The sequence below is a fragment of the Streptomyces rugosispiralis genome (assembly GCF_024505145.1).
GTDB classification, from domain to species: domain Bacteria; phylum Actinomycetota; class Actinomycetes; order Streptomycetales; family Streptomycetaceae; genus Streptomyces; species Streptomyces rugosispiralis.
Map to the genome: position 1 here is coordinate 113,386 of NZ_JANIAA010000024.1, position 24,065 is coordinate 137,450.

The 24,065-nt window shown below is 73.2% G+C and carries 23 protein-coding genes and 1 pseudogene; 13 read left to right on the plus strand and 11 right to left on the minus strand.

Going from position 1 to position 24,065, the window contains the following annotated elements:
* Positions 1 to 2 precede the first annotated feature (2 nt).
* From NP777_RS29550 to NP777_RS29575, 6 genes are all read right to left on the minus strand, one after another.
* Positions 3 to 917, minus strand: a complete 915-nt coding sequence (locus NP777_RS29550; protein ID WP_256653217.1) for a DUF4255 domain-containing protein — start codon at positions 915 to 917, stop codon at positions 3 to 5.
* A gap of 3 nt (positions 918 to 920) precedes the next feature.
* On the minus strand, positions 921 to 1,673 hold the full coding sequence (locus tag NP777_RS29555; protein ID WP_256653218.1) for a hypothetical protein: 753 nt from the start codon (positions 1,671 to 1,673) through the stop codon (positions 921 to 923).
* A complete protein-coding gene (locus tag NP777_RS48830) occupies positions 1,666 to 2,700 on the minus strand; it encodes a T4 family baseplate hub assembly chaperone (RefSeq protein WP_449343553.1) in 1,035 nt (344 codons plus the stop codon). Before NP777_RS48830 ends, NP777_RS29555 begins: the two co-directional genes overlap by 8 nt.
* 153 nt (positions 2,701 to 2,853) lie before the next feature.
* Positions 2,854 to 3,378 (minus strand): phage tail protein, encoded by a 525-nt coding sequence (locus NP777_RS29565; RefSeq protein WP_059144851.1) that lies wholly within the window; start codon positions 3,376 to 3,378, stop codon positions 2,854 to 2,856.
* 7 nt (positions 3,379 to 3,385) lie between these two features.
* Positions 3,386 to 5,233: a phage tail sheath family protein gene (locus NP777_RS29570; protein ID WP_256653219.1), complete on the minus strand. Its 1,848-nt coding sequence runs from the start codon at positions 5,231 to 5,233 to the stop codon at positions 3,386 to 3,388.
* A 552-nt stretch (positions 5,234 to 5,785) separates the two neighbouring features.
* Positions 5,786 to 6,358, minus strand: a complete 573-nt coding sequence (locus NP777_RS29575; RefSeq protein WP_256653220.1) for a DUF6817 domain-containing protein — start codon at positions 6,356 to 6,358, stop codon at positions 5,786 to 5,788.
* A gap of 180 nt (positions 6,359 to 6,538) precedes the next feature.
* Here NP777_RS29575 and NP777_RS29580 point away from each other — a divergent pair, with 180 nt between their 5' ends.
* The 3 genes from NP777_RS29580 to NP777_RS29590 all read left to right on the plus strand — a co-directional run bounded on the left by NP777_RS29580 (position 6,539) and on the right by NP777_RS29590 (position 9,487).
* A complete protein-coding gene (locus tag NP777_RS29580) occupies positions 6,539 to 7,429 on the plus strand; it encodes a LysR family transcriptional regulator (protein ID WP_256653221.1) in 891 nt (296 codons plus the stop codon).
* Between the two features lie 346 nt (positions 7,430 to 7,775).
* On the plus strand, positions 7,776 to 8,804 hold the full coding sequence (locus tag NP777_RS29585; RefSeq protein WP_256653222.1) for a sporulation protein: 1,029 nt from the start codon (positions 7,776 to 7,778) through the stop codon (positions 8,802 to 8,804).
* 173 nt (positions 8,805 to 8,977) lie between these two features.
* Positions 8,978 to 9,487, plus strand: a complete 510-nt coding sequence (locus NP777_RS29590; protein WP_256653223.1) for a DinB family protein — start codon at positions 8,978 to 8,980, stop codon at positions 9,485 to 9,487.
* 147 nt (positions 9,488 to 9,634) lie between these two features.
* Here the strand turns inward: NP777_RS29590 and NP777_RS29595 are convergent, their stop codons facing one another.
* A complete protein-coding gene (locus NP777_RS29595) occupies positions 9,635 to 10,567 on the minus strand; it encodes an NADP-dependent oxidoreductase (protein WP_256653224.1) in 933 nt (310 codons plus the stop codon).
* Between the two features lie 80 nt (positions 10,568 to 10,647).
* On the opposite strand from NP777_RS29595, the gene NP777_RS29600 reads away from it, so the two are divergent.
* From NP777_RS29600 to NP777_RS29610, 3 genes are all read left to right on the plus strand, one after another.
* On the plus strand, positions 10,648 to 11,028 hold the full coding sequence (locus NP777_RS29600; protein ID WP_256653225.1) for a winged helix-turn-helix transcriptional regulator: 381 nt from the start codon (positions 10,648 to 10,650) through the stop codon (positions 11,026 to 11,028).
* 138 nt (positions 11,029 to 11,166) lie between these two features.
* Complete coding sequence (locus NP777_RS29605; protein WP_256653226.1) at positions 11,167 to 11,706, plus strand: hypothetical protein; 540 nt, start codon at positions 11,167 to 11,169, stop codon at positions 11,704 to 11,706.
* A 57-nt stretch (positions 11,707 to 11,763) separates the two neighbouring features.
* Positions 11,764 to 12,039, plus strand: coding sequence for a hypothetical protein (locus NP777_RS29610; protein ID WP_256653227.1), 276 nt, complete (start codon positions 11,764 to 11,766; stop codon positions 12,037 to 12,039).
* Here the strand turns inward: NP777_RS29610 and NP777_RS29615 are convergent.
* Positions 12,015 to 12,554, minus strand: coding sequence for a hypothetical protein (locus NP777_RS29615; RefSeq protein WP_256653228.1), 540 nt, complete (start codon positions 12,552 to 12,554; stop codon positions 12,015 to 12,017). The two genes, NP777_RS29610 and NP777_RS29615, sit on opposite strands and share 25 nt — an antisense overlap.
* A gap of 181 nt (positions 12,555 to 12,735) precedes the next feature.
* On the opposite strand from NP777_RS29615, the gene NP777_RS29620 reads away from it, so the two are divergent.
* On the plus strand, positions 12,736 to 13,731 hold the full coding sequence (locus tag NP777_RS29620; protein ID WP_256653229.1) for a glycosyltransferase family 2 protein: 996 nt from the start codon (positions 12,736 to 12,738) through the stop codon (positions 13,729 to 13,731).
* Positions 13,732 to 14,012: 281 nt separating this feature from the next.
* Here NP777_RS29620 and NP777_RS29625 read toward each other — a convergent pair whose 3' ends face one another.
* A complete protein-coding gene (locus tag NP777_RS29625) occupies positions 14,013 to 15,278 on the minus strand; it encodes an APC family permease (RefSeq protein ID WP_256653230.1) in 1,266 nt (421 codons plus the stop codon).
* A gap of 364 nt (positions 15,279 to 15,642) precedes the next feature.
* Between NP777_RS29625 and NP777_RS29630 the strand changes: the two genes are divergently transcribed.
* Complete coding sequence (locus NP777_RS29630) at positions 15,643 to 16,008, plus strand: ArsR/SmtB family transcription factor (RefSeq protein ID WP_256653231.1); 366 nt, start codon at positions 15,643 to 15,645, stop codon at positions 16,006 to 16,008.
* 28 nt (positions 16,009 to 16,036) lie between these two features.
* Here NP777_RS29630 and NP777_RS29635 read toward each other — a convergent pair whose 3' ends face one another.
* A complete protein-coding gene (locus NP777_RS29635) occupies positions 16,037 to 17,053 on the minus strand; it encodes a cation diffusion facilitator family transporter (protein ID WP_256653232.1) in 1,017 nt (338 codons plus the stop codon).
* Between the two features lie 212 nt (positions 17,054 to 17,265).
* Between NP777_RS29635 and NP777_RS29640 the strand changes: the two genes are divergently transcribed.
* The 5 genes from NP777_RS29640 (at position 17,266) to NP777_RS29660 (ending at position 23,564) form a co-directional block, all read left to right on the plus strand.
* On the plus strand, positions 17,266 to 18,363 hold the full coding sequence (locus tag NP777_RS29640) for a LacI family DNA-binding transcriptional regulator (protein ID WP_256653233.1): 1,098 nt from the start codon (positions 17,266 to 17,268) through the stop codon (positions 18,361 to 18,363).
* Positions 18,360 to 19,361, plus strand: coding sequence for a 2-hydroxyacid dehydrogenase (locus NP777_RS29645; RefSeq protein ID WP_256653234.1), 1,002 nt, complete (start codon positions 18,360 to 18,362; stop codon positions 19,359 to 19,361). The genes NP777_RS29640 and NP777_RS29645 overlap by 4 nt, the downstream gene beginning before the upstream one ends.
* A 14-nt stretch (positions 19,362 to 19,375) precedes the next feature.
* Positions 19,376 to 20,581, plus strand: coding sequence for a D-mannonate dehydratase ManD (gene manD / locus NP777_RS29650; protein WP_256653243.1), 1,206 nt, complete (start codon positions 19,376 to 19,378; stop codon positions 20,579 to 20,581).
* A gap of 5 nt (positions 20,582 to 20,586) precedes the next feature.
* Complete coding sequence (locus NP777_RS29655; protein ID WP_256653235.1) at positions 20,587 to 22,095, plus strand: mannitol dehydrogenase family protein; 1,509 nt, start codon at positions 20,587 to 20,589, stop codon at positions 22,093 to 22,095.
* Between the two features lie 92 nt (positions 22,096 to 22,187).
* Positions 22,188 to 23,564, plus strand: a complete 1,377-nt coding sequence (locus NP777_RS29660; protein WP_256653236.1) for an MFS transporter — start codon at positions 22,188 to 22,190, stop codon at positions 23,562 to 23,564.
* A 256-nt stretch (positions 23,565 to 23,820) separates the two neighbouring features.
* On the opposite strand, the pseudogene NP777_RS29665 reads toward NP777_RS29660, so the two are convergent.
* Positions 23,821 to 24,065 (minus strand): annotated as a pseudogene (locus NP777_RS29665) (GTP-binding protein); the annotation flags it as partial.

Genomic DNA, 24,065 nt, shown 5'->3' on the forward strand with positions numbered 1-24,065 from the left:
CCTCAGCTCTCCGTGTCCTCGGAGCGGCCGCCGCGGCGCCGTGGCGTGGACTTGCGGGTACGGGTGGGTGAGGCGGCCGACTTGGCGGCGGCGGACTTCGTGGTCTTGGTCGCGGCCGACTTGGTGGCGGCCGCTTTGGCGGTCTTGGCCGCTTTGGCGGTCTTGGCCGCGGCCGTCTTCGCGGCGGCGGGGCGCTTCTTGGTGGGCTGGGTGGGTGGCGGGGGCTCGGCCTCCGCCGATGTCTCCGCCTCCGCCTCGGCGGGTTCCCCGCCCGCCCCCGGCAGGGTCGGTGGCTCCGGCGCTCCCGGGGCGCCGAAGGGCAGCACCCGCACCGTGGGCCGTCCCACCGGCTTCGCCGGGACCGGGCGCTCGCGTCCCTCGATCAGGACCAAAGAGCCCTGGTAGCAGACCGACAGCACATACGGGGTCTGGTAGAGCATCCCCCAGAGCTTGGAGGTCTCGTCCACGTCCATCTGCGTCGGGGTGAAGCGCACCCGCTGCACCGCCTCGAGCAGGTCGCTGCCCGTCAGGTACGAGCGCCGGGCGGCCTCCTCGATCACGTCCTTCGGCAGTATCGGTATCTCGTGCAGGATGCGTACCACGGTGCCGATCAGGCGCTGCCCGACCAGTTCGGACTCCTCGCCGTACGCGCTGATCAGGTAGTGCAGATCCATCGCCGCGGCCGGTCGCTTGAGCAGGGTGCCGTCCGAGGCGCGGGTGGGCAGGTCGGTGGCGCGCATCGAGGCGTTCGGGGTGACCTGGTAGAGGAAGATGTTGATGGTCGGTTCGGCGGGCGGCTCGGCCGGGGGCCGACGGGTGTCCACCGTGACCGCGATGTCGATCTCGGGCCGCAGATTGTTCGCGATCAGCAGCGCGAGGGCCTGGGTCACGGTCGCGAAGGCGAGTCCGTTGCTCATGGGTCAGTCCCTCCTCTCGCCGCGTGCCAGGTAGTCCTCCAGGCTCAGCGCGGGCGCACGCCGTCCCGTCGTTCCGGCGCGGGCGCCCGTGGCGCGGTCGGCGCCGGGCGGGGCGGCGGCGGTGACCTCCAGCCGCCCGATCTGGACGTGCACCGTGCGCTGGGCGGACCGGGCGCGGCGCCGCCCGGTGGGGAGCCGTGCTGCCTCGCGTCCCAGTGCGGGGTCCGACGCGCGGGGCGGCGGCGCGGCGGCCACCGCGGACCACACGTCCGCGGACGGCAAGCCGGGCGAGGGCCGCGCGGCAGCCGGTGTGGCGTCGGGTGCCGGGGACGCCGTGGTGCCCCACCGGGCGGCCGGTGCGTCGGGGGCGGCCGGGTTCGGTCTGGCGGTGATCTGTGTGCCGGGGAGCAACAGCGGTGCCGGGGAGGGGAGTTCGGCCTGCCGCTCCACATCCTCGTACGGTGTGGGCTCGTCGCGTACGACGGTGTGCCGGTCCGTCCTGACCTCGCGCTCGTGCCGAACGACCTGCTGGTGGCGCTCGGCCGCCGGTGGCGGGGCCACGTGGGTGGGCGTGGTCTCCTCCGGCAGCGGCGAGTCCCCCCGCAGCGCCTCGATCCGCTCATACGGGCCCGGCAGCCGCGGCCGTACCCGGACCGGGCGGTCGCCGGCACCGCCGCCCGCCGCCGACCCGGACACGGGGACGGGCGCGAGGACGGGGGCGTGCCGCGCGAGCAGCCGGTCGAAGTAGTCAGCCATCGGCGCACAGCTCCAGGTAGTAACGGCGCCGCAGCGGGCTGAGCGCCAGGATCTGAGGCTCGCTCCAGCCGTATGCGGTGGCGAGCAGGTGGACATCGAGGAGCAGGTCCCGTGCCCAGTGGTCGAGTTCGGCCCAGAGGTAGGAGGCGATATCCAGCTCGGCCCGGGTGGCCTCGCCGCATTCGGGGCAGGCGACGTTGAGCGTCACATCGGCCGCCGGGTCGGCGCGTTCGGCGGCCTCGGCGAGGCGCCGCCGCACCGGCTCCGGCAGTTCGGCCGCGGGGAGGCGGTCGGCGGGGATAGGCCGCCCCGAACGGTGCGCGGAGACGATGCAGCGGGCGAGCAGGGCCCGGCGGGCGCGGGCGGTGGCGGTAGCGGTGGCGGTGGCGGTGGCGGTGGCGGTAGCGATGGGCTCTCGCTCGGCTTCGGCGCGGTGCGAGTCCGAGGCCGAGTCCCCGTACGCGCCGGAATCCCCGTACGCGCCGGAGTCCACGCCGACGCCCCCGGTCCCGTATGCGCCCGAGTCCGCACCCACGCCCACGTCCCCGTACGCGCCCGAGTCCGCACCCACGCCCACGTCCCGGTACGCGCCCGAGTCCACGTCCGCGCCCACGCCGGAGTCCGCGCCCACCCCCAAGCGCCCGCCCGCTTCGGCCGCCGCCTGCGCGGCGGCCTCCACGTCGGCGACGGTGGGCAGCCGGAACTCGATCGTCCACTCGCCCTCCTCCACTCGAAGCGGGCCGTCCCGTTCTCCCGGGCGCACGCCCAGGTCGCGTGCGTCGAGGTCGAACTCCATGGCCTCGCCGCACGCACCGCACTCGGCCCGGATCTGCATCCGCTCGCCGAAGAGCGCGCGGCGCAGGGCGTACAGATCCGCCTCGCGCTCGCCCACCGGCAGCGAAAGCAGCTCATCCGCCGCGGTCTCCGGGCGGGCCGCCCGGTGCAGCAGCAAGGCGCGGCCGGGGCCGTGGTGCGCCAGCCCCGCCTCCCAGATGGCCAGCAGCTCCGCGGGCCCCGTGTTCCCCATCTCTCAGGCCGTCCGCTCCCCGTACCGTGCCGATCCCCGTACCCGTGACCATCGCCATCGCGTCCCGACGACCGCCGCGCCGCCGTCCCGACGACCGCCGCCGTCCCGCGCTCCGACCCGTCCCGTCCCCGTCCCGCGTCTACACAGGCGCGCCTACGCGGGATGCGTGAACGAGGGCTCTTCCGGCTCCGGCACCTCGTAGTCGCGCTCCCAGCCCTCGCACTCCAGCTTCAGGCTCTGGATCGCGACCGCGTTGGCGTTGGCGTCCAGCTCGCCGAGCACCTGGTATTCGCTGGGCCAGGTCCGGTAGAGCTTGTGCGAGACGGCCACCTGGCCCGCCTCGTTGAGGACCTGGATGACGATGTCCTTGCGGAAGTCGGCGAGCGAGACCTCGGAGCCGAGTCCCGCGCCGACCTGCCAGACCTTGTTGGCCCAGCGGTCGAACTCGGGGTCGTGGGTGACGCCGCGCTCCAGGGTGATCCCCTCGAACTCGGACCGGCCCGGGGACTTGCGGGGTGAGCTGGGGTCGCCGCCGTTGCGGTGCTTGACGACCTCGGTGGTGCGCTTGAGCGGACTGATCTTGCTGATGCCCGCGACCGTACGACCGTCCCAGAGGACCAGAAACTTGAAGTTCTTGTACGGGTCGAAGCGATGGGCGTTGACCTGGAACTCAGCCATCACATTCCTAAATCTCGAACTGTCCGGCCATCTGCTGGATCTTGACGATCACGAACTCCGCGGGCTTGACCGGCGCAATACCGACCACGACATTCACGATGCCGTTGGCGATGTCCTCGTCCGTCGTGGTGTCCTTGTCGCACTTGACGAAGTACGCCTGCCGCGGAGTGCCGCCCTTGAACGCGCCCTTCTCGAACAGCGTGTGGAGATAGCCGGATGCGTTCAGCCGGATCTGCTGCCACAACTGCTCGGTATTGGGTTCGAAAACGACCCATTGCAGTCCGCGGCGCAGGCTCTCCTCGATATGCAGCGCCAGCCGCCGCACCGGGACGTACTTCCACTCGCTGTCGAGCGCGTCGGCGCCGCGCAGCGTGCGGGCGCCCCAGACCAGTGGGCCCACCACCGGGAACGTGCGCAGGCAGTTGATGCCCAGCGGGTTGAGCAGCCCGTTCTCGCGATCGGTCAGCTGGACGGCGAGTGAGTACACCCCGGCCAGCCGCGCCTCGGTCCCGGCCGGTGCCTTCCAGACGCCGCGCTCGCCGTCCGTACGGGCCATGACGCCCGCGAGCGCCCCGGAGGGCGGGAAGGCGCGCAGCCGCCCGGTGAGCGGGTCGGTGAGCCGCAACTGCGGGAAGTACAGCGCTGCGTGGTCGCTGCGGACCGGTTCGAAGGCGCCGATCCCGGCGCGGGCCGCGTCCACGCTGCCCCAGGCGGAGGGGGCGTCCACCAGCAGGAAGATCCGCCGCTCCCGGCACAGCCGGTCGGCCGCCGACAGCACGGTGACCATGTCGCCCACGGACTCGTATCCGGCGAGCTCGGGCAGCGACAGCAGGTTGACGTCCTCGATGTCGCGCAGCGCCTGGAGGCCGGTCTTGTCGGCCTCGCTGCCGATGAGGTCGCGGGGGCCGGGCGGGGCGCCGTCCTCGCCGCCGGACAGCGGGAAGACGGGCGGGTTGACCGATGCCTCCAGGCCCAGGTCATTGGCGCATTCGCCCAGGAACCGCACGACGTCGTCGGGGTCGATGGAGCCGGCGACGACCTGGAGGCGGCGGCCGAACGCGGTGACCTCGGTGCCCGCGAAGGCGTGCTTGCCGGGGGCGTCGGGCAACGCGCGCAGCTTGCGCTCCAGGAGCAGGGCCAGCTCGGTGACGTCGCACGGAGCCTCGCCGTCGCAGTCCGGGTCGTAGAGGGTGAACGCGCGCTCCACCTCGCCGATCTTGACCGTCAGCTCGACCTCGAGATCGGGGAGTTCCCGCGCGAACGGCTTGGAGACCGTGCCGGAGGGGTCCGGCCGGCCCTCGCCGACCGCCTTGACCCGGATCAGCCCCGACCCGGCGTTGATCACGGTCTCGGCGTGGCGGCCGTGGGCGGGGTCCATGGACAGGTTGGTGAAGGACTCGCGGGAGGTGCCCCGGGCGTCGAGCACATGGAGGTTGAAGGTCTCCTCCGGGCACGGGGTGTCGTAGTCGACGGCCAGCCGCAGGCCCGAGCCCCAGTGGCCGGGCTCCTTGGCGTGCACCTCCAGCACGGGGCATTCGCTGTGGCCCTCGGTGGATTCGAGGGTGACACCGGCGGCCTCGCCGCTCCCGGCCTTGGTCACGCGGACGACGACCGCCACGGTGCCGCCGTTGCCGAAGAACTGGTGCACCGCGTAGCCGACCGCGCTCTGCGAGGTGAGGCCCCCGAAACGGCGCTCGAAGTCGGCGAAGCTGGTGATGCGGACCGGGGTGTTCAGCGGGCCCCGCCGGGTGTGGCCCACGAAGGCGGTCACCGAGGTGGTGACCGAGGCGATGGTACGGACGCTGCTCGGAAGCTCTTCGATGTAGACACCGGGATAGCCCGCGGGCGTCGGCATTCCCCCTCCATTCTCTTCAGCGCATCAAGAGATGAGGAGGGGAAGTGAAGATCACACGCGCGGATTTCTCGCCGCGCACACCTCTCTGTACTTCCCCCGGTCGCACGCCCCCGCGAAACCGGTATCGCAGGGTTCGGAACGTCGCTTGCGGCTCCTGATGCGTGAGTGCGATTTGAGTTTCCGTGCCCGGCGTGATTCCGGTCAAGACATTGATCCGGTCATCTCCTGCACGGGGAATTCCTAGATCGTTTCATGCTCTCCATGAAGTTGACCAAGCCATTACCGTGCGCGAACGCTTCCGGCAATTCGTGATCACAAAATCCCGGCCGGTGCGCGCGGGCGGCGAGAACGCGCCGAAAAGGTGTACGGATCGGCGTGCCGTTTTGCGGTCCCGCGCTTCCGGCGATATCACACCCGCGCCCGCGGACCGCGCCCGCCGAGCGGGCGGGCACTCCGCCGCACCCGCCGAACAGGCACTCCCCGCGCCCGCCGAAGGGGCACTCCGCCGCACCCGCCGAACGGGCACTCCACCGCGCCCGCCGAGCGGCCACTTCACTCGTGCGTGAGCGGGGACGGCGCGAGGGTCGCATGGCCGTCCAGCCAGGCCGGGTGGCTGAGCAGCGGGCGGCAGCGGGTGAACAGGGCGAGGAGTTCGGGGCCGCGCCGCTCCCGTAGGGCGGGGTCGAGGCGGGCCAGGTCGAGCTCATTGGCGGCCGACAGCTCGGCGAAGTCCCGGAGCAGCCGGGGTTCGGGGGTGTGCGCGCGGCCGGTGAAGCGGTCGTGGAAGACCGCGTCGGTGGCGCCGAGCGCCGGACAGGTGGCCTTCCGGTCACAGCTCGCGTAGAGGTACACGATGGCTTCGGCCTCCGCGCCGATCACCGCCACGAGTTCGCCGCGGCGGCCGAGGGGCAGCAGGGTGACGGGGAAGCCGTCGGTTCCGTAGAACGCGTGGCACAGCCCGGCGAGTTGGAGTTCGGGGCGGGCTCCCCACGCGGCGAGCCGGGCGCGTACCCGCTGGAGGTGGGCGAGGAGGGTGCTGCCGCCGGGGTGGGCGATGCGCGCGGCGCCGAGGCGGCGCAGGAGGGTGACGGCCCGGTCGGCGGCGGGAGGGGGAGCGGCAGGCACAGGTCGTGTCCTTTCGGTGCTTGGCAGGTCGGCACCCGTACCACGCCCCCACCCGGTCCGGATCCTCGTGCCGGCGCCGTACGGGTTGCCGCCTGAGCCCTGCGACGATCGTCCCGACCACCGGCCACCCCAGTCAATCCTGGGAATTGCTCGCCAACTCCTAGCTCTACCTTGGGGGTTATGACTCTGGACGATCTGCGGGTGTTCGTGGCCGTGTGCCGGGCCGGCAGCCTCAGCGCCGTGGCCCGGGAGCTGACCTGCACACAGTCGGCGGTGAGCCAGCGGGTGAAGCGGCTGGAACGCGAGACCGGTGTCAGCCTGCTGGAGCGCCAGGCGCGCGGTGTCGTGCCCACTCCGGCGGGACGCATTCTGTGCGAGGCCGCCGCCGATGGCATCGCCGGGCTCGATCTGGCGCTGCGTCGCCTGGGGGACCTCGTGCACGGGGAGAGCGGTTCGGTGCGGATCACCACCGGCAGCACCACCGTGCGGCACTTCATGGCCGAGGCGATCGTCTCGTTCCGCCGCCGCTATCCGAAGGTGAACCTGGAGTTCCAGACCGAGAGTTCCAGCCGGGGCTGTCTCGGCGCACTCATCGCCGGCAATCTGGATCTGGCCTGGATCACACTCGGCGGGCCGGTGCGCGGGGTCGAGCAGCGGCCGGTGGCCGAGCTGCCGTGGGTGCTCGCGCTGCGGGCCGGGGATCCGCTCGCGGCCCGGTCGCGAGTGGAGGTGTCCGACCTCGCCGAGATCCCCCTCGTACGGCTGCCGCCGAACTCCACCTCCGGCGGGCGGCTCCACGCGGCCCTGGCCGAGCTGGGCGTACGGGCCGGTTCCGACACCGGCGTCGCCGACTGGGACACGGCCCTGCTGCTGGCCGAACTCGGCCTGGGGCGGGCCGTGGTGCCCGCCCTGCCGGGGCTGCCGGTGCCCGGGGACGACGGGCCGCTGCGGCTGGTCCCGATTCCCGCGCTGCCGCCGCTGCCGGTCGGCTGGGCCGCACGCCGCTGGGACGCGCTCCCGCCGCTGGCCCGGGCCTTCGCGGATACGGTGGCCGGCACCTTGCGCGGATGACGCCTCGCCCGAACGGCACCCGGCACGGCCCCGCACGGCCCCGTGAATGATCATTTTCGGACTTCCCGCGCCAACGCGCCGGGATGGACCGCCTCGACGCGGTTCACACCCCTATGCTTCTACATGCGTGTAGAAGCATGGAGGGAGGACGCACGGTGAACGTACCACCGGCCGCGAACGTTCCGCGGCGCACGGCCCGCTGCCGCCCGTCCCCCGTCCCCCGTCCCCCGTCCCCCGTCCCCCGTCCCCCGTCCCCCGTCCCCCGTCCCCCGCCATCCTCCGCCGCACGCGCCCGTACCCCCCACGCACACGCGACAGTACGCACATTGAAGGAGTGGACGCCCCGATGGTGTTCAAACGACTGCTCGGCTCGCTCGGTGTCGGCGGGCCCACCGTGGACACGGTGCTGGACCCCGGCCCGGTACGCCCCGGCGGGCCGCTGTCCGGTCAGGTCCATCTCCGGGGTGGCTCGGCGGACTTCGAGATCGAGCAGATCACGCTGGAGCTCGTGGCCCGGGTGGAGGACGAGCGCGGCGACGAGGAGCGGGAGGGGGTCGTCCTCTTCGACCGCTTCACCGTCGGCGGCGGCTTCCGGCTCGCCGAGGGCGAGCACCGCAGCCTCCCGTTCACGGCCCACCTCCCCTGGGAGACGCCGATCACCGAGCTGTACGGGCAGCCCCTGGGCATCATCCTCGGCGTCCGCACCGGGCTGGAGGTCGCGGGCGCGAAGGACAAGGGCGACCTCGACCAGCTGACCGTGGCCCCGCTGCCGGCCCAGGAGGCCGTTCTGGAGGCGTTGGGGCAGCTCGGCTTCGGCTTCAAGTCCGCCGATCTGGAGCTGGGGCACGTGGGCGGCACCGGGCAGCGGCTGCCGTTCTACCAGGAGATCGAGCTCACCCCGGCGCCCCAGTACGCCCACGCCATCAACGAGCTGGAGGTGACGTTCCTGGCGAACCCGGGCGCCATGGACGTCGTCCTGGAGGCCGACAAGCGCGGCGGGCTCTTCTCCTCGGGGGAGGACGCCCTCACGCTCTTCACCATCGGCCATGAGGGTGTCGAGCACCGAGACTGGAACACCGAGGTCGACGCCTGGATCCGCCAGCTCGTCGAGCGGCGCGCCGCCTATGGCTCCCACGGCTCGCACGACCCGTACGGCGCCCATGGCTCGTACGGCCACAGCTACGGGCACGCGGACCACCACGACGGGCACCACGGCGGGCACCACGACAGCGGGCGGCGCTCCGGTCCGAGCACCGCGGCGATCGTCGGAGGCGTCGCGGCGGGTGTCGCGGTGGGCGTCGTCGGCGGAATGGTCGCCGCGGAGGTCGTGGACGAGATCGGCGACGCGTTCGAGGACGAGGAGGACGAGGACTGACCGGCCTCCCCCGGCCCGGGGCGGACCCGGGCCGGGGAGTCCTTCTCGGCGGCTCGGCGGCTCGGCGGCTCGGCGGTGGCCCCCGGTGCGGCCGGGTCCAGACAGCCGTGGTCCCATGAGGCCGACCAGCGCCGCCCAGGGCCCCGCCCAGCCGTCGAGGAGGACGAACGACCATGACCGCCGACAGCCGCCCGGAACCACCCCACTTCGGCGACGAACGCGAAACCCTGCGCGCCTTCCTGGACTACCAGCGGGCGACGCTCGCCATGAAGTGCGCGGGGCTGAGCGACGAGGAGTTGCGGCAGCGGTCGATGCCGCCCTCGACGCTGACGCTGCTGGGCCTGGTGCGGCACCTGGCCGAGGTGGAACGGGCCTGGTTCCGGCGGGTGTTCGAGGACCACGACGCACCGATGGTCTGGTCCCCGACGATCGACTTCCAGGCGGCGTACGACGTGACCGAGGCGACCGGAGCCGAGGCGTTCGCGGCCTGGGAGGCGGAAGTCGAGACCTCCCGCCGGATCGAGCGGGAGGCGGCGTCGCTCGACCTGACGGGCCATCAGCCCCGGTGGGGCGAGGAAGTGTCGCTGCGGATGGTGCTGGTGCATGTGCTGCTGGAGTACGGCCGCCACAACGGGCACGCGGACTTCCTGCGCGAGGGCGTGGACGGGGTCGTGGGGGCCTGAGCGATCGGCCTCCGGCCCGGACTCGTCGGCCCGTTCACTTCGCCGTTCCGGCCGTCCGCGCGCCTCCGCGGCGACCTCGCGCAGCCCGGCGTCCCGCAGCGGACCGCACCGACGGCGTGCGGACCACGAGACCGCGAGACCGCGACGTCAGACGGTGAGGACGAGCTTGCCCTTGAGGTGACCGCCGTCGAGCAGCCGGTGCGCGTCGGCGACGCGCTCGAACGGGAACGTCTCCTGCACATGGACCCGGAGCCTGCCCTGTTCGACGAGTTCGACGAGACCTCGCAGGGCGACCGGATCGGGGTCGACCGCGATGCCGCTGAAGCGCATGCCGGCCGCCTTGTACTTGGCGACGAGCCCCGAATCCTCCTCGGCGACCGCCGTCACCAGATGACCGCCCGGGCGGAGCACTTCGAGCGACCGCTCGGCGGTGTCGCCGCCGATCGTGTCGAGCACGACGTCGACGTCGCGGACCGCCTCGGTGAAGTCGACCGCCGTGTAGTCGATCACCTCGTCGGCGCCGAACCCCTCGACGAACTTCCGCTTGCTCCCGCCGGCGGTCGCGATCACGTACGCGCCGAGCGCCTTCGCGATCTGGACCGCGACGTGGCCGACCCCGCCACCGCCGCCGTGGACGAGGACGCGGTCGCCCTCGGTCACGCCGCCGAGGTCGACGAGGCCCTGCCACGCCGTCAGCCCGACGACCGGCAGCGCCGACGCCTCGACGTGCGAGAGCGACGCCGGCTTGCGTGCCAGGTGCAGCGCCGGCGCCGACACGACCTCGGCGTAGGCGCCCGCAGCCCGCGGGAACAGCGGCATCCCGAACACCTCGTCGCCGGGCCTGAACCGATACGTCAGCGACCCCTCCTCGACCACGCCGCTGATGTCCCAGCCGAGGATGAACGGCGGCCGGCCGATCAGCGGGGGGAACTCACCGGCGCGCAGGAGCGCCTCCAGCGGGTTCAGCCCGATCGCCTTGACGCGGACGAGAACCTCGGTCGGGAGGGGCTGGGGCTCGGGCGCTTCCACGACGGTGAGCACCTCGGGACCGCCGAGCGTCCGCTGGGTGATGACTCGCATGACTCTCCTGGCTTCGGAGGGTTGGAGGGGGAGAACCCAGGCTATGTTTCCGATAGGAACCAGCAGGTACCTTTGGCGCCATGAGCGGTTTCGGCCCCGGTGGTCCCTTCCTCGCCGACTGTCCGGCGCGTCTGACGGTCGAGCTGATCGCCGACAAGTGGACGGCGGTCGTGCTCTACGGCCTCAGCAGGGGCCCGGTGCGCCATGGCGAGCTGATCGAGATGATCGGCGGCATCTCCCGCAAGATGCTCACCCAGACGCTCCGGCGGCTCGAGGCGCACGGACTCATCCGCCGCCACGCCTACGCCGAGGTGCCGCCCCGCGTCGAGTACGAGCTCACCCCGCTCGGGGCGACGCTGATCGATCCGATCCACATGCTGACCGAGTGGGCGATGGCGAACGGCGACGCGGTGCTCGATGCGCTCGACGCCGATCCCGAGCCGGTAGCCCACGGCGACTGAGGCCCCGTCGGCGGCGCGGGGGCTGGTTGAGGCGGCCGGAGCTGGGCACTCCGTGGGGCGCGTGGCCCGATACGACCACGGGCCCGATCCGACCGGCGCGTGGCCGGATACGACCGTGCCGCACCCCAAAGGACGATCATGAGCGAGCCCAGGACACCGACATCCCCCCGCATGCTCGGCATCTACCTCAACGATCACCTGGCCGGAGCGACGGCCGGAACGCAGCTGGCCCGCCGGACGGCCCGCGAGCACCGGGAGTCGCCCTTCGGCGGCGACCTGGAGGACGTCGCCGCGCAGATCATGGAGGACCGCGCGGCGCTCCTGACCGTCATGGCCGACCTCGAGGTGCCCGTACGCCGCTACAAGGTCTACGGGGGCTGGCTGGGCGAGAAGACCGGGCGGCTGAAGCCCAACGGCCGGCTGCGGCGCCGCTCGGGGCTCAGCACGGTCCTGGAGCTGGAGTCGCTGCGGATCGGAGTGGAGGGCAAGGCGCTGCTGTGGCACGCGCTGCTGACCGCGGCCGACGAGGACCCCCGGCTGGACCCCGATCGGCTCACCGAGCTGCTGAACCGGGCGCGGCGACAGCGCGCGACGCTCCAGTCGCTGCACGACGCCGCGGCCGCCACGATGTTCAGCCCCGGCCGGACCGAACCGCGGGAGGCGGTGGTCGGAACATGACCCCTCCCGCTTCTCCCGCGCCACCTCGGCGGCACCCGTCTTCCGGGCGGGCTGATCGTGACCACGCACGCGCTCCAGGGTGCCGGTCCGGTCAGGACCGTACGGCCGGAGCGGGTGCTGCCGGTGCACTGCGACGACTACGACGACTACGCCGCCTTCAGCTCCCCGCTCTCCGCGTTCCTGGCGGAGAGCGGGGACCCGGACTTCCCGGCCGCGGTGGTCCACCGCCCCCCGGGAGGGAGCGCGTCACCGTGGAGGCGCAGGGGGTGCGCCAGGCACCGTGAAGCCACCGTGGTGGTCGGACGCGGTCAGGCCGCGCTCGTGGGCGTCTGATCGTCGCTGCGCAGCCGCCGCAGACGTTCCAGCAGTTGGGGGCGGTGCAGGTCGACGACGCACGCCATCAGGTCCGGATGGCGCATCAGCGGCGCGGCCTGACAGTCGTGGGTGTCGGGCTCGGTGAGCCGCCGGAACTCCCCGGGGGATCCGGTGGCGTGCTCACAGTCGGCGAGCGCCGCCACCGCCTCGGACGCCAGGCTCGAGCAGGTGAGCAGGGCCGCCGCCCAGCTCGCCACGACCTCGTCCACCCAGGTGCGCCAGACGCCGTCGGGGCCGCGGATCTCGTACGGCTCCGCGTCCACGAGCCAGTCCAGCCGGTAGGAACCGCCCGGTCCGGCCATGGTCACCAGGGCGGTGTCGGTGGTGGGGTAGCGCAGCCAGGCGGCGACGGTCACGGCCTGCCGCGCCTGCGCCTCCGCGAGCGCCGCGTTCATCGCGCCGTCGGCCGCCGGATAGGCCCTGATCAGCCAATGCGTGGTCGCCGCTATGACGGATGACAGGTCCAGGGACAAACGAAGCCGCTCCTCTTGCGCGATAGCTGTCAGCACCGTACCCCCGGGACGACTGTGTCGAACATGACATAGATCACTCTCAACGGCGGTGCGCCAGTATGGACGGCCGGGCGCGCATCGCGTATGCGCCCGGCGGATGGGCCTACCGCTTGGCAGCCGAGGCGCCGGGTACCTGGTGGCCATGAACGCGCCCGGCCCCGCCATCGGCGTGGTTCTCGCCACCCGCGACCGCGCCGAAGGACTCGCCACCGCCCTGGAACACCTCACCGCCCTGCCGGAGCGGCCACCGGTGATGGTCGTGGACAACGGCTCGACGGACCACACCCGGGCCATGGTCGCCGAGCGCTTTCCCCAGGTGCGGGTCCTGGCGCAAGGGGCCAACCGGGGCGCGCTCGCCCGCAACGACGGCGTACGCGCCATCGGCACCCCCTACGTGGCCTTCAGCGACGACGACTCCTGGTGGCGGCCGGGTGCCCTGGCGCGGGCGGCCACCCTGCTGAACGGCCATCCGCGGCTGGGGCTGCTGGCGGCCCAGGTGCGGGTCGGCCGGGACGAACGGCCCGATCCGCTCAACGCCGCCCTGGCCGCCTCCCCCATCGGCCGGGCCGAGGACCTTCCCGGCCGCGAGGTGTTCGGCTTCCTCGCCCGCGGGGCCGTGGTGCGGCGCGGCGCCTTCCTGGAGGTGGGCGGCTTCCATCCGCTGATCTGCTCCGGCGGCTCCGGCGGCTCCGGCGGCTCCGGCGGCTCCGGCGGCTCCGGCGGCTCCGGCGGCTCCGGCGGCTCCGGCGGCGAGGAGACGCTGCTCGCGTATGACTTCGCCGCGATGGGCTGGGGCGTCTCGTACTGCCCCGAGGTGGTCGCCCACCACCATCCGGGCCCCTCGTCGCGCGCCGACGAGCGCACCGCCGTGATGCGGCGCGACGAGCTGATCGGCTGCTGGCTGCGCCGCCCGCTGCCACTCGCCGCCCGGCGCACCGCGGGGCTGCTCACCGAGGCCGGGCGGGACCCGGTGGCGCGGGCCGCGCTGAGCGGTCTGCTCGCCCGGCTGCCTGCCGCGCTGTGGCAGCGCCGGCCGCTGCCGCCGTGGGTCGAGGAGGCCGCCCGGCGCGTGGACCGGCAGCGGACGGACGACGCACCCCGACGGGAGGAGAAACGGGCCGTCACCCATGGCCGATGACCACCACCGACGACCATGACCAGAGCCGGAGCCAGGAGGGCTTGCTGTGAGAGGGGTCGGGCGGACCGGTTCCGGAACCAGTCGATGGTGCGGGCGGGCCGGCCCCTCGTCGATATAGGCGAGCGAGCGGGTCCGGCCGCCGTCGCCGGTGGCCGTGCGGGGTTCATCGGCCGGCGCCTGCCGGATGAAGGCGGGCACGGCCCGTCCGGCGGGCCCAGCAGGGGCGGACCGGCCGGCCCCGGGCCGTCCGCGCGGTGTGCGCACGGCAGGGGCGGGATCCGCTACGCGGCCGTCGCGCGCCGCACCCCGTAGGCCGCGGCACCCAGGCCCAGCACCGCCACGCCGGAGACCACCGAGGAGACGGGGAGGGCGAAGGCGAGCAGCAGACAGCCGGCCAGGCCGAGCCCCGGCACGATCCGCGGTGGGCGGCCCTCGGCCGGGGTGAGGGTCCACGCGGAGGCGTTGGCGACGGCGTAGTAGGCCAGCACGCCGAACGAGGAGAACCCGATCGCGCCACGCAGATCCGCCGTCGCCGCCAGGACCGCCACCACCGCGCCCACGGCCAGCTCGGCGCGGTGCGGCACCGCGAACCGTGGGTGCACGGCGGCCAGCGCGGGCGGAAGGTGCCGGTCGCGGGCCATGGCCAGGGTGGTCCGGGAGACGCCCAGGATCAGCGCGAGCAACGACCCCAGCGCGGCCACCGCGGCGCCGACCCGCACCACCGGCGACAGCCCCGGGAGCCCGGCGGCGCGCACGGCGTCGGCCAGCGGGGCGCCCGCCGCGCCGAGACCGCCGCTGCCCAGTACGGTCAGCGCGGCGATCGCGACCGCCGCGTAGACGGCCAGGGTGATGCCGAGCGCGAGCGGGATGGCGCGGGGGATGGTGCGCGCCGGGTCGCGGACCTCCTCGCCGAGGGTGGCGATACGGGCGTATCCGGCGAAGGCGAAGAACAGCAGGCCGCCCGCGCGCAGCACCCCGCCGAGGGTGGCGTCGCCGCCGATCTCCAGCCGTGCGGCGTCCGCCTCGCCGGAAGTGAGGAGGGCGACGACCACGGCGGCCAGGACCGCGAGCACGACGGCCACGATCGCCCGGGTCAGCCAGGCGGCCTTGTGCACCCCCACGTAGTTGACGGCCGTCAGCGCCACCACGGCCGCCACCGCCACCGCGTGTGCCTGGGCGGGCCAGACGTAGGAGCCGACGGTCAGGGCCATCGCCGCGCAGGAGGCGGTCTTGCCGACCACGAACGCCCAGCCGGCCAGATACCCCCAGAAGTCGCCCAGCCGCTCACGGCCGTAGACGTAGGTGCCGCCGGATCGCGGATAGCGGGCGGCCAGCCGCGCGGAGGAGGTGGCGTTGCAGTACGCCACCACCCCGGCGGCCACCAGGCCGAGCAGCAGCCCCGTCCCCGCCTCCCGCGCCGCGGGCCCCAGCGCCCCGAAGATGCCCGCGCCGATCATCGACCCCAGGCCGACCACGACCGCGTCGAAGACCCCCAGGCGCCGCCGCAACTCCCCCGTTCCGGCGGGGGTGTTCACCGTGTCCCCCATCGCTCAGCCCCGGCCCGTGTCGAGGCCGTACCCGGTCCGGCGGCGCGGGTGTGAGCCGGTGACCGGCCCGAGGGCGCGCGGCAGCGGTAGTTGAGGGGAGACGGCGCGGTGCATGTGCTCCAGTATGGCGCCGGGTTTCGGCCACCGGTCACGCTGCGGCCGGTATTCCCGCCCGTGCGACCGGTCTTCCCGCCCGTGCGGCCGGTATTCCCGCCCGTGCGGCCGGTCTTCCCGCCCGTGCGGCCGGTCTTCCCGCCCGTGCGGCCGGTCTTCCCGCCCGACACCGCCCGACACCGCCCGGCCCGCCCGACACCGTGCGGGCCGAGCGGGGTCCGCCCCGCGCCCGCCGCTCTACGATGGGGACATGCCGGTCAGCGAACCCTCCTCAACTGCGACCCGGTCGCGCTCGCATACGCATCCCAGCGGCGCGGCGCAGTTCGCCACGGCCGCCCATGTCTTCTCGCTGCTGTCCGACCCGACCCGGCTGCATCTGGTGTGGTCCCTCGCCCGGGGCGAGGCCGATGTCAACACCCTCACCGAGGCCAGCGGCGCGGCCCGCCCGGCGGTCAGCCAGCATCTGGCCAAGCTCCGGCTGGCCGGGCTGGTCCAGGTGCGCAAGGAGGGCCGCCGCTCGGTGTACTCCCTTCACGACGGCCATCTGCGCCGGCTGGTGATCGAGGCCGTCAACCACGCGGACCACATGGTCACCGGGGCCCCGCCGCACGACTGAGGTGCCCCGATCCGTCCTCGGACGGCACTCACGCGGCGTGGTGGGCCAGCAGGCGATGCGGGTCCTCCGCGCCCGGCCCGGGGGCCGGATCGGTGTGCACCAGGGCGGCGGTCAGCCGGGGCACGGCGTGGAGGAGGGCGTGTTCGGCCCCGACCGCCACATCGTGTGCCGCCCGCAGCTCCAGGCCGCCGTCCACTTCGACCGTGACCTCGGCGCGCAGCCGGTGGCCGATCCAGCGCATCCGGAGTTCGGTCACGCCGAGCACTCCGGGGACCTCGCGCAGGGCGGCCTCGCCCGCGTCGACCACCGCCGGGTCGACGGAGTCCATCAGGCGCCGGAACACCTCGCGCGCCGCGTCCTTGAGGACGAGCAGGATGGCGGCGGTGATGGCCAGGCCGACGATCGGGTCCGCGGCCTGCCAGCCGAGCGCCGCGCCACCCGCGCCCAGCAGCACGGCCAGGGAGGTGAAGCCGTCGGTGCGGGCGTGCAGCCCATCGGCGACCAGGGCCGCCGAGCCGATCCGCCGCCCGACCCGGATCCGGTGCCGGGCCACCCATTCGTTGCCGATGAAGCCGAGGACCGCCGCGACCGCGACGACGCCCAGGTGGGACATGGGGTGCGGGTGCAGCAGCCGCTCCACGGCCTCGTACGCGGCCAGGGCCGCCGAGGCGGCGATGGTCAGCACGATGACGATCCCGGCCAGGTCCTCGGCCCGGCCGTAGCCGTAGGTGAACCGGCGGTTCGCCGCGCGGCGCCCCAGGACGAACGCCACGCCGAGCGGCAGTGCGGTCAGCGCGTCGGCGGCGTTGTGGACGGTGTCGCCCAGCAGCGCCACCGAGCCGGACAGCATGACGACCACGGCCTGGAGGACCGCGGTGGCGCCGAGGACGGCGAGGGAGAGCCACAGGGCGCGTATGCCCTCGGCCGACGACTCCAGCGCGGGGTCGACCTTCTGCGCCGACTCGTGGGAGTGCGGTTTCAGCAGATGGGCGAGTTGGTGCCGGCGGTGGTGATGGTGCCGGTGTCCGTGGTGATGGGACTCCATGCCGCCATTATGTGCATACACGCGCACGCGTGCACCCGTCGAGCCGGAGAAGACTTCGCCGGACCGCGAAAGGCCGCTCCGGGCCATGGAAAGTTTCGGCGCTGACCGGCCTTGCCAATGTTTTGGCAAGCATTGACAAGGTTGCGCAACGGTGAAGACCATGCCACATGCCGTTCATCCACCCCACCTCGTCACACCGGTAACGGGCTGCCATGGCCCCCACCCTGACCGATGTCGCCAAGGGCGCGAATGTCGCACTGTCCACGGCGTCCCGGGCGTTCAGCGACCCCGGCCGGCTCGGCCCCCAGACCCTGCGCAAGGTGCTGACCGTCGCGCAGGAGCTGGGATACGAACCGCCCGTGGCGCGCACCGCCGAGAACGCCACCGCGAGCCGGGCCGAGACCGCCACCGTCGCGCTCGTCGTCCCCGATATCGCCAACCCCGTCTTCGGGGCCTTCGTCAAGGCCGCGCAGGGCGAGTGCCGCCACCGCAGGCAGACCGTCGTCCTCGCCGACACCGACCTCGACCCGGACCGTGAGCGCGAGGTCCTCGCACATCTGAAGGAGCGGGCGGACGGCCTGGTCGTGTGCTCCCCCCGGCTGGACGCGGACGATGTGCTCGACATCTGCGGCCGCACCCCCGCCGTGCTGGTCAACCGCGAAACGTCCGGCACCGACTGTGTGCTCGCCGACGCCGCCCACGGCATGCGCCAGGCCGTGGAGTACCTCGCCGCCCTCGGACACCGGCGGATCGCCTACGTCCAGGGCATGCGGCGCTCCTGGTCCAACGCCCACCGCGCCGACCTCATCCGCGCCGAGACCGAACGCGCCGGACTGGACCTGGAGTTGCTCGGCTGGCAGGCCGAGACGGTGGCGGGCGGCACCGCCGCCGCCGCGAGCGTCATGGCCTCGGGCGCCTCCGCCGCCATCGCCCACAACGACCTGATGGCGTTGGGCGTGCTGACCGGCGCCCGGACGCTGGGGCTGAGCGTGCCCGGGGACCTCAGCGTCATCGGGTTCGACGACATCCCCTTCGCCGAGGTCTCCCAGCCCTCCCTGACCAGCGTCGCCGTGCCGATGGCCCGCGCCGGGGCGCTCAGCCTGCAGATGCTGGGGCAGGTCCTCGCGGGCGAGCGGCAGATCCCCCGTACGCACCGGCTGCCCACACAGCTCATCGTGCGCGACTCCACCGGCCCCGCCGCCGCCCGCACCGCCCGGCACCGGCCCGACACGCTCGCCGCAGAGATCGCGCCCGCCACGCCCGCCACCCCCACCACGCCCGCCATCCCCGCCACCAAGGACGCCTCATGACCACCGACCCCCTGACCGTGGTGGTCGCCGACCCCAACCTCGCCCCGCTGCGCACCGAGTTCGAGGCCGCCCTCCCCCACGGCACGGTCGTCCACTGGCCCGACCCCCGGCACACCGAGGCGGTCGAAGCCGCCATCGCGGACGCGGACGTCCTCGTCTCGGGCCGGTGCACCGCCGCCATGGCCGAGGCCGCCACCCGGCTCCGGCTGGTCCACGCCGCCGGAGCCGGAACGGACAACATCGACATCGCGGCCCTGGCGCCGGGCACCCAGGTGGCGAACACCTTCCACCACGAGAACGCCATCGCCGAATACACCGTGTCCGCCACGATCCTGATGCGCCGTGGCTTTCTGCGCCAGCACGCCGCACTGCGCCGGGAAGCACACTGGGACTCCCCCGCCCATGACCCACGGTCCCCGTGGGCGGCGGACCTGACCACCGCCACCATCGGGTTCGTCGGCTTCGGGCACATCGGGGCCCGCTGCTGGCGGCTGTTCCAGGCGTTCGGCACCCGGGGCATCGCCGTCACCCGCCGCGGGGACGTGGACGCGGCCGCCCAAGGACTGCTGTGGGCCGGAACCGTCAAGGACCTGGACACCCTGCTGGAGAGTTCGGACGCCGTGGTGGTGTCCGTACCGCTCACCGAGGACACCACCGGGCTGATCGGCGCGGCCGAGCTGTCCCGGATGCCCCCGGACGCCGTCCTGGTCAACGTCGGCCGTGGTCCCGTCGTGGACGAGGACGCGCTGTACGAGGCGCTGCGCGACCGCGCCATCGGCGGCGCCGCCATCGACGTCTGGTACCGCTACCCGGCCGACGGCCACACCGCAGCCCCCGCCAAGCACCCCTTCGACACGCTGGACAACGTGCTGATGACCCCACACTCCTCGGGCCTCACCCGCCAGACCTTCGTCCACCGCACCGCCGACATCACCGCCAACATCCGCCGGCTCGCCACGGGCGAACCGCTCCACAACGTGGTGGCGGTGGCCCCGTGACGACGACCGACACCATCACCGCCGTCGACGTCCTCGTCACCAGCCCGAGCCGCAACTTCGTCCTCCTCAAGATCACCACCGCGGACGGCGTCACCGGCTGGGGCGACGCCACCCTCAACGGCCGCGAACTCGCCGTCGCCTCCTATCTGCGCGACCACCTCGCCCCCCTCCTCATCGGCCGCGACCCGGCCCGCGTCGAGGACACCTGGCAGTACCTCTACCGCGGGGCCTACTGGCGCCGCGGACCGGTGACCATGACCGCCATCGGCGCGGTGGACATCGCGCTGTGGGACATCAAGGGCAAGACCACCGGCCAGCCCGTCTACCAGTTGCTGGGCGGCGCGGTACGCGACCGGATCCTCGCCTACACCCACGCCACCGGCTGGGACCTCCCCCAGCTGCTGGAGTCCATCGAGACACGGCGGGACCGCGGCTTCCGCGCCGTACGGGCCCAAAGCGGCGTCCCCGGCCTGGAGATGGTCTACGGCGTCAGCAGGAGCGGCACCGGATACGAACCGGCCGGCCGGGGCGCCGCCCCCGTGGCGGAGACCTGGGACACCGACGCCTACCTCCGCCATATCCCCCGCGTCCTCACCCGGATCCGCGAACACGTGGGCCCCGAGCTGAAACTGCTCCACGACACCCACCACCGGCTCACCCCCGGCGAGGCCGCCCGGCTCGGCCGCGCCCTGGAACCGGTGGACCTCTTCTGGCTGGAGGACGTCACCCCCGCCGAGAACCAGGAGGTGCTGCGGCACATCCGCCACCACACCACCGTCCCGCTGGCCATCGGCGAGGTGTTCAACACCGTCTGGGAGTGCCAGCCGCTGATCACCGAGCAGCTCATCGACTTCATCCGCACCTGTGTGAGCCACGCGGGCGGCATCAGCCATCTGCGGCGCATCGCCACCCTCGCCGACCTCTGGCAGGTGCGGCTCGGACCGCACGGCCCCTCGGACATCTCCCCGGTCGCCCTCGGCGCCTCACTCCACCTCGGCCTGGCCACCCCCAATTTCGCCATCCAGGAGTACATGGGCTACGAACCGCTGGTCCACGAGGTGTTCCGGCACTCCTGGTCCTACGCAGACGGCCACCTCCACCCCGGCGACGCACCCGGCATCGGCGTCGAGATCGACGAGCAACTCGCCGCCCGCCACCCCTACGAACCCGCCTATCTGCCGGTCGCACGACGGCTCGACGGCTCGATGACGGACTGGTGACACCGATGCCCCACCCCCCCCCCCGCCTCCGCCGCGCCACCACCCCCGCGGCCGCCCTCACCCTCCCCCACCCGCCCGCCGAAACCGGCATCGTCCACCTGGGCCTCGGCAACTTCCACCGCGCCCACCAGGCCGTCCACACCGCCGCCGCCCTGCGCCACACCGACGGCCCCTGGGGCATCCTCGGCGTGGCCAGCCACTCCGCCACCGTGGCGCGGGCGATGCGCGACCAGGAGATGACCTACGCCGTCGTGGAGATCTCCCCCGACGACACCCGCGTCACCGTCCCCGCCGTGCACACCGGCACCCTGGTGGCCACCGAGCGGCCCGACGACCTCCTCGACGCCCTCGCCGCACCCGCCACGGCCGTCATCACCCTGACCGTCACCGAACACGGCTACACCTTCTCCCCGCGCACCGGCGGCCTCGACCTCGACACCCCCGCCGTCCGTGCCGACCTGCGCGGCGATACGCCACCACGGACCACCATCGGCCGGCTAGTCCGCGGCCTCCAGCGCCGTATACGCGCCCACGCCCGGCCCATCACCGTGCTCAGCTGCGACAACCTCGCCGGCAACGGCGGCCAGACCAGGCGGCTGGTCCACGAGTTCACCCAGGCCCTCCCCGCGGCCGAACGCGACGACCTCACGCCCTGGCTGGAAACCGCGGTGACCTTCCCCAACTCCATGGTCGACCGCATCGTCCCCGCCACCACCGACACCTACCGCGACGCCGTCGCCACCCACCTCGGCGTACGCGACACCGTCCCCGTGCCGGCCGAACCCTTCAGCATGTGGGTCATGGAGGACCGCTTCGCCGCCGGACGCCCGCGCTGGGAAGCCGGCGGGGCGCTCTTCACCGACGACGTCGAACCCTACGAACTGCTGAAGCTGCGGCTGCTCAACGGCACCCACTCCCTCATCGCCTACCTCGGCGCGCTGGACGGACGGGAGACCATCCCGGACGCCACCGCCCGGCCGTTCATCGCCGAAGCCGCCCGCGCGGCGCTCCACGACGACTATCTGCCGACCCTCACCGTGCCCACCGACATCGACCCCGACCACTACATCGGGCAGCTCTTCGACCGCTGGGCCAACACCGCCCTGGGCCACCGCACCCGGCAGGTCGGCTCCGACGGCTCGGTCAAACTGCGCCAACGGGTCCCCGAACCCGCCCTGTTCCATCTGCGGGCCGGACGCATGCCCCACCATCTGGCGCTCACCGTCGCCGCCTATCTGTGCTGCGTGGCACCGCCCCCCGGCTTCTCCCCCGGACCCCACGCCACCGCGATGGCGGACCCCGCCCGGGACACGCTCGCCACCATCGCCGGGCGGAACACCACCGCCTCCGGGCCGCCCTTCGCCGAGGCCGTCCTGGACAGCGGGCTGCTCGGCGACGGACTGAGAGACCACCCGGACTTCGCCACCCGGGTCTCCGAGCTGATCGACCTCATCGTCCGCCACGGGCCCGCCGCCGCGGCCGCCGACGCCCTCCAGACCCCCGCCCACCGCTGACCCCGTCCCCAACTCCCCACTCACCCTTCCCCTTTCACCTGCCCTCCCCTCCCCCGCTCCGCTGCATCGATCCGTTCAAGGAGGCATGGATCATGGACAGCAATCCCACTCCCGCCACGACGCGTCCCCCGTCACCGGCCACTTCCCCCGCCGAACCACCCGCCGACCCCCGCGCGGTGCGCCGCGCCGCCCTGGCCGGTCTCATCGGCACCGCGCTCGAACAGTACGACTTCGTCATCTACGGCACCGCCTCGGCGCTGATCTTCAGCGACCTGTTCTTCCCCAACGCCTCACCGTCCGTGGGCATCCTGGCCAGCTTCAGCACCTACGCCGTGGGCTTCGCCGCCCGCCCGCTCGGCGGGCTCTTCTTCTCCCGCTACGGCGACCGCCTCGGCCGCAAGTGGGTACTGGTGGCGACCCTGCTCCTGATGGGCGGCTCCACCCTCGCCATCGGACTGCTGCCCACCTACAACGAGGTGGGGCTGCTCGCCCCGATCCTGCTGCTCATCTGCCGCATGGGGCAGGGCTTCGGGGCCGGGGCCGAGCAGTCCGGCGGCGCCACCCTGCTCACCGAGACCGCCGCCCCCGGACGCCGCGGCAGACTGTCCTCCCTCGTCATGACCGGCGCCGCGCTGGGCACCGCCCTCGGCGCGGTGGCCTGGATCCTCGCCCAACGCCTGCCCGACGACGCCCTGATGAGCTGGGGCTGGCGGCTGATCTTCGGCAGCAGCCTCCTGGTGACCGTGATCGCCCTGGTGCTGCGCCGCAAGCTCAACGAGAGCCCGGTCTTCACCGAGCTCAAGGAGCAGCGGGAGCGGCCCGCCTCACCGGTGAAGGAGGTCTTCCAACACGGCCGGAAGCCCATGCTGCTGGTGCTGTTCATGAACTTCGGCGTCAGCACCCAGTCCTACACGTACCAGGTCTTCATGGCCTCCTATCTGGTGTCCAGCGTCGGCGTCGACAAGGACTTCGTCCCCCAGGTGCTGCTGATCGGGGCCCTGTGCGGCGGTCTCGCGGCCATCTGCTTCGGCACGCTCTCCGACCGCCTCGGGCGGCGCCCGGTGTACTCCACCATCGCCGCCGCGCTGGTGCTGCTGCCGGCCCCGACCTTCATCGCGCTGAACACCGGCTCACACGTGGCGATCACCGTGGCCATCGTCATCGGCTTCATCCTGGCCTGCCACGGCTCGGTCGGCGTCCAGATGAGCTACTTCCCCGAGCTGTTCGGCAAGCGCTACCGCTACGCGGGCGTCACACTGGGCCGGGAGTTCTCCTCGCTCATCGGCGGCGGGGTCGCGCCGCTGATCTGCAGCGCGCTCCTCACCGCGTTCTCCGACTCCTGGATACCGGTCGCCGTCTACATGTCGCTGGTCACGGCGGTCAGCCTCGTCGCCACCCGGATGTCCCCGGAGACCCTCGACCGCGATCTGAACACCACGGCCGACGCCACCGAGCCGGTGCGCCGGTGAGTTCTTGACCGGTGAGCTCTTGAAGGGGGTCGTGACGCCTGCGGCGGGCTGATCCCCTCCCCGCCCCTTCCCACAACTGGGGCTCCGCCCCAGACCCCGCTCCTCAAGCGCCGGAGAGGCTGGAAGGCGGGGCTTCGCCCCTGGACCCCGGGGTCCAGGGGCGAAGCCCCTGCCACGCGGCGCAGCCGCATATCGTTACTGCGGGAAGGGGCGGGTAGGGGAACCCGGGCCAGTTGGCGCTGCTGCCGCGTTCCGGTCAGGCGACCGGGTCGAGCAGTTCGTCGAAGGCGCGCGGCAGCCGGCTCCAGGCGTCCGGCCCGGCCGCGTACTCGGCGTCGGTCAGCAGACACGAGTCGAGCAGCGCCAGCAGCCCGTCGCGGTCAAGGCCGGGCGAGGTGAAGGTGAGGTGCTGACAGCGGTCGCCGTGGTCGGGGTGCCAGTCCAGCGCGGCGGCCACCCGCGGCTCGGCCGGCACCATCTCCCAGGCCGCGTCCGGCAGCG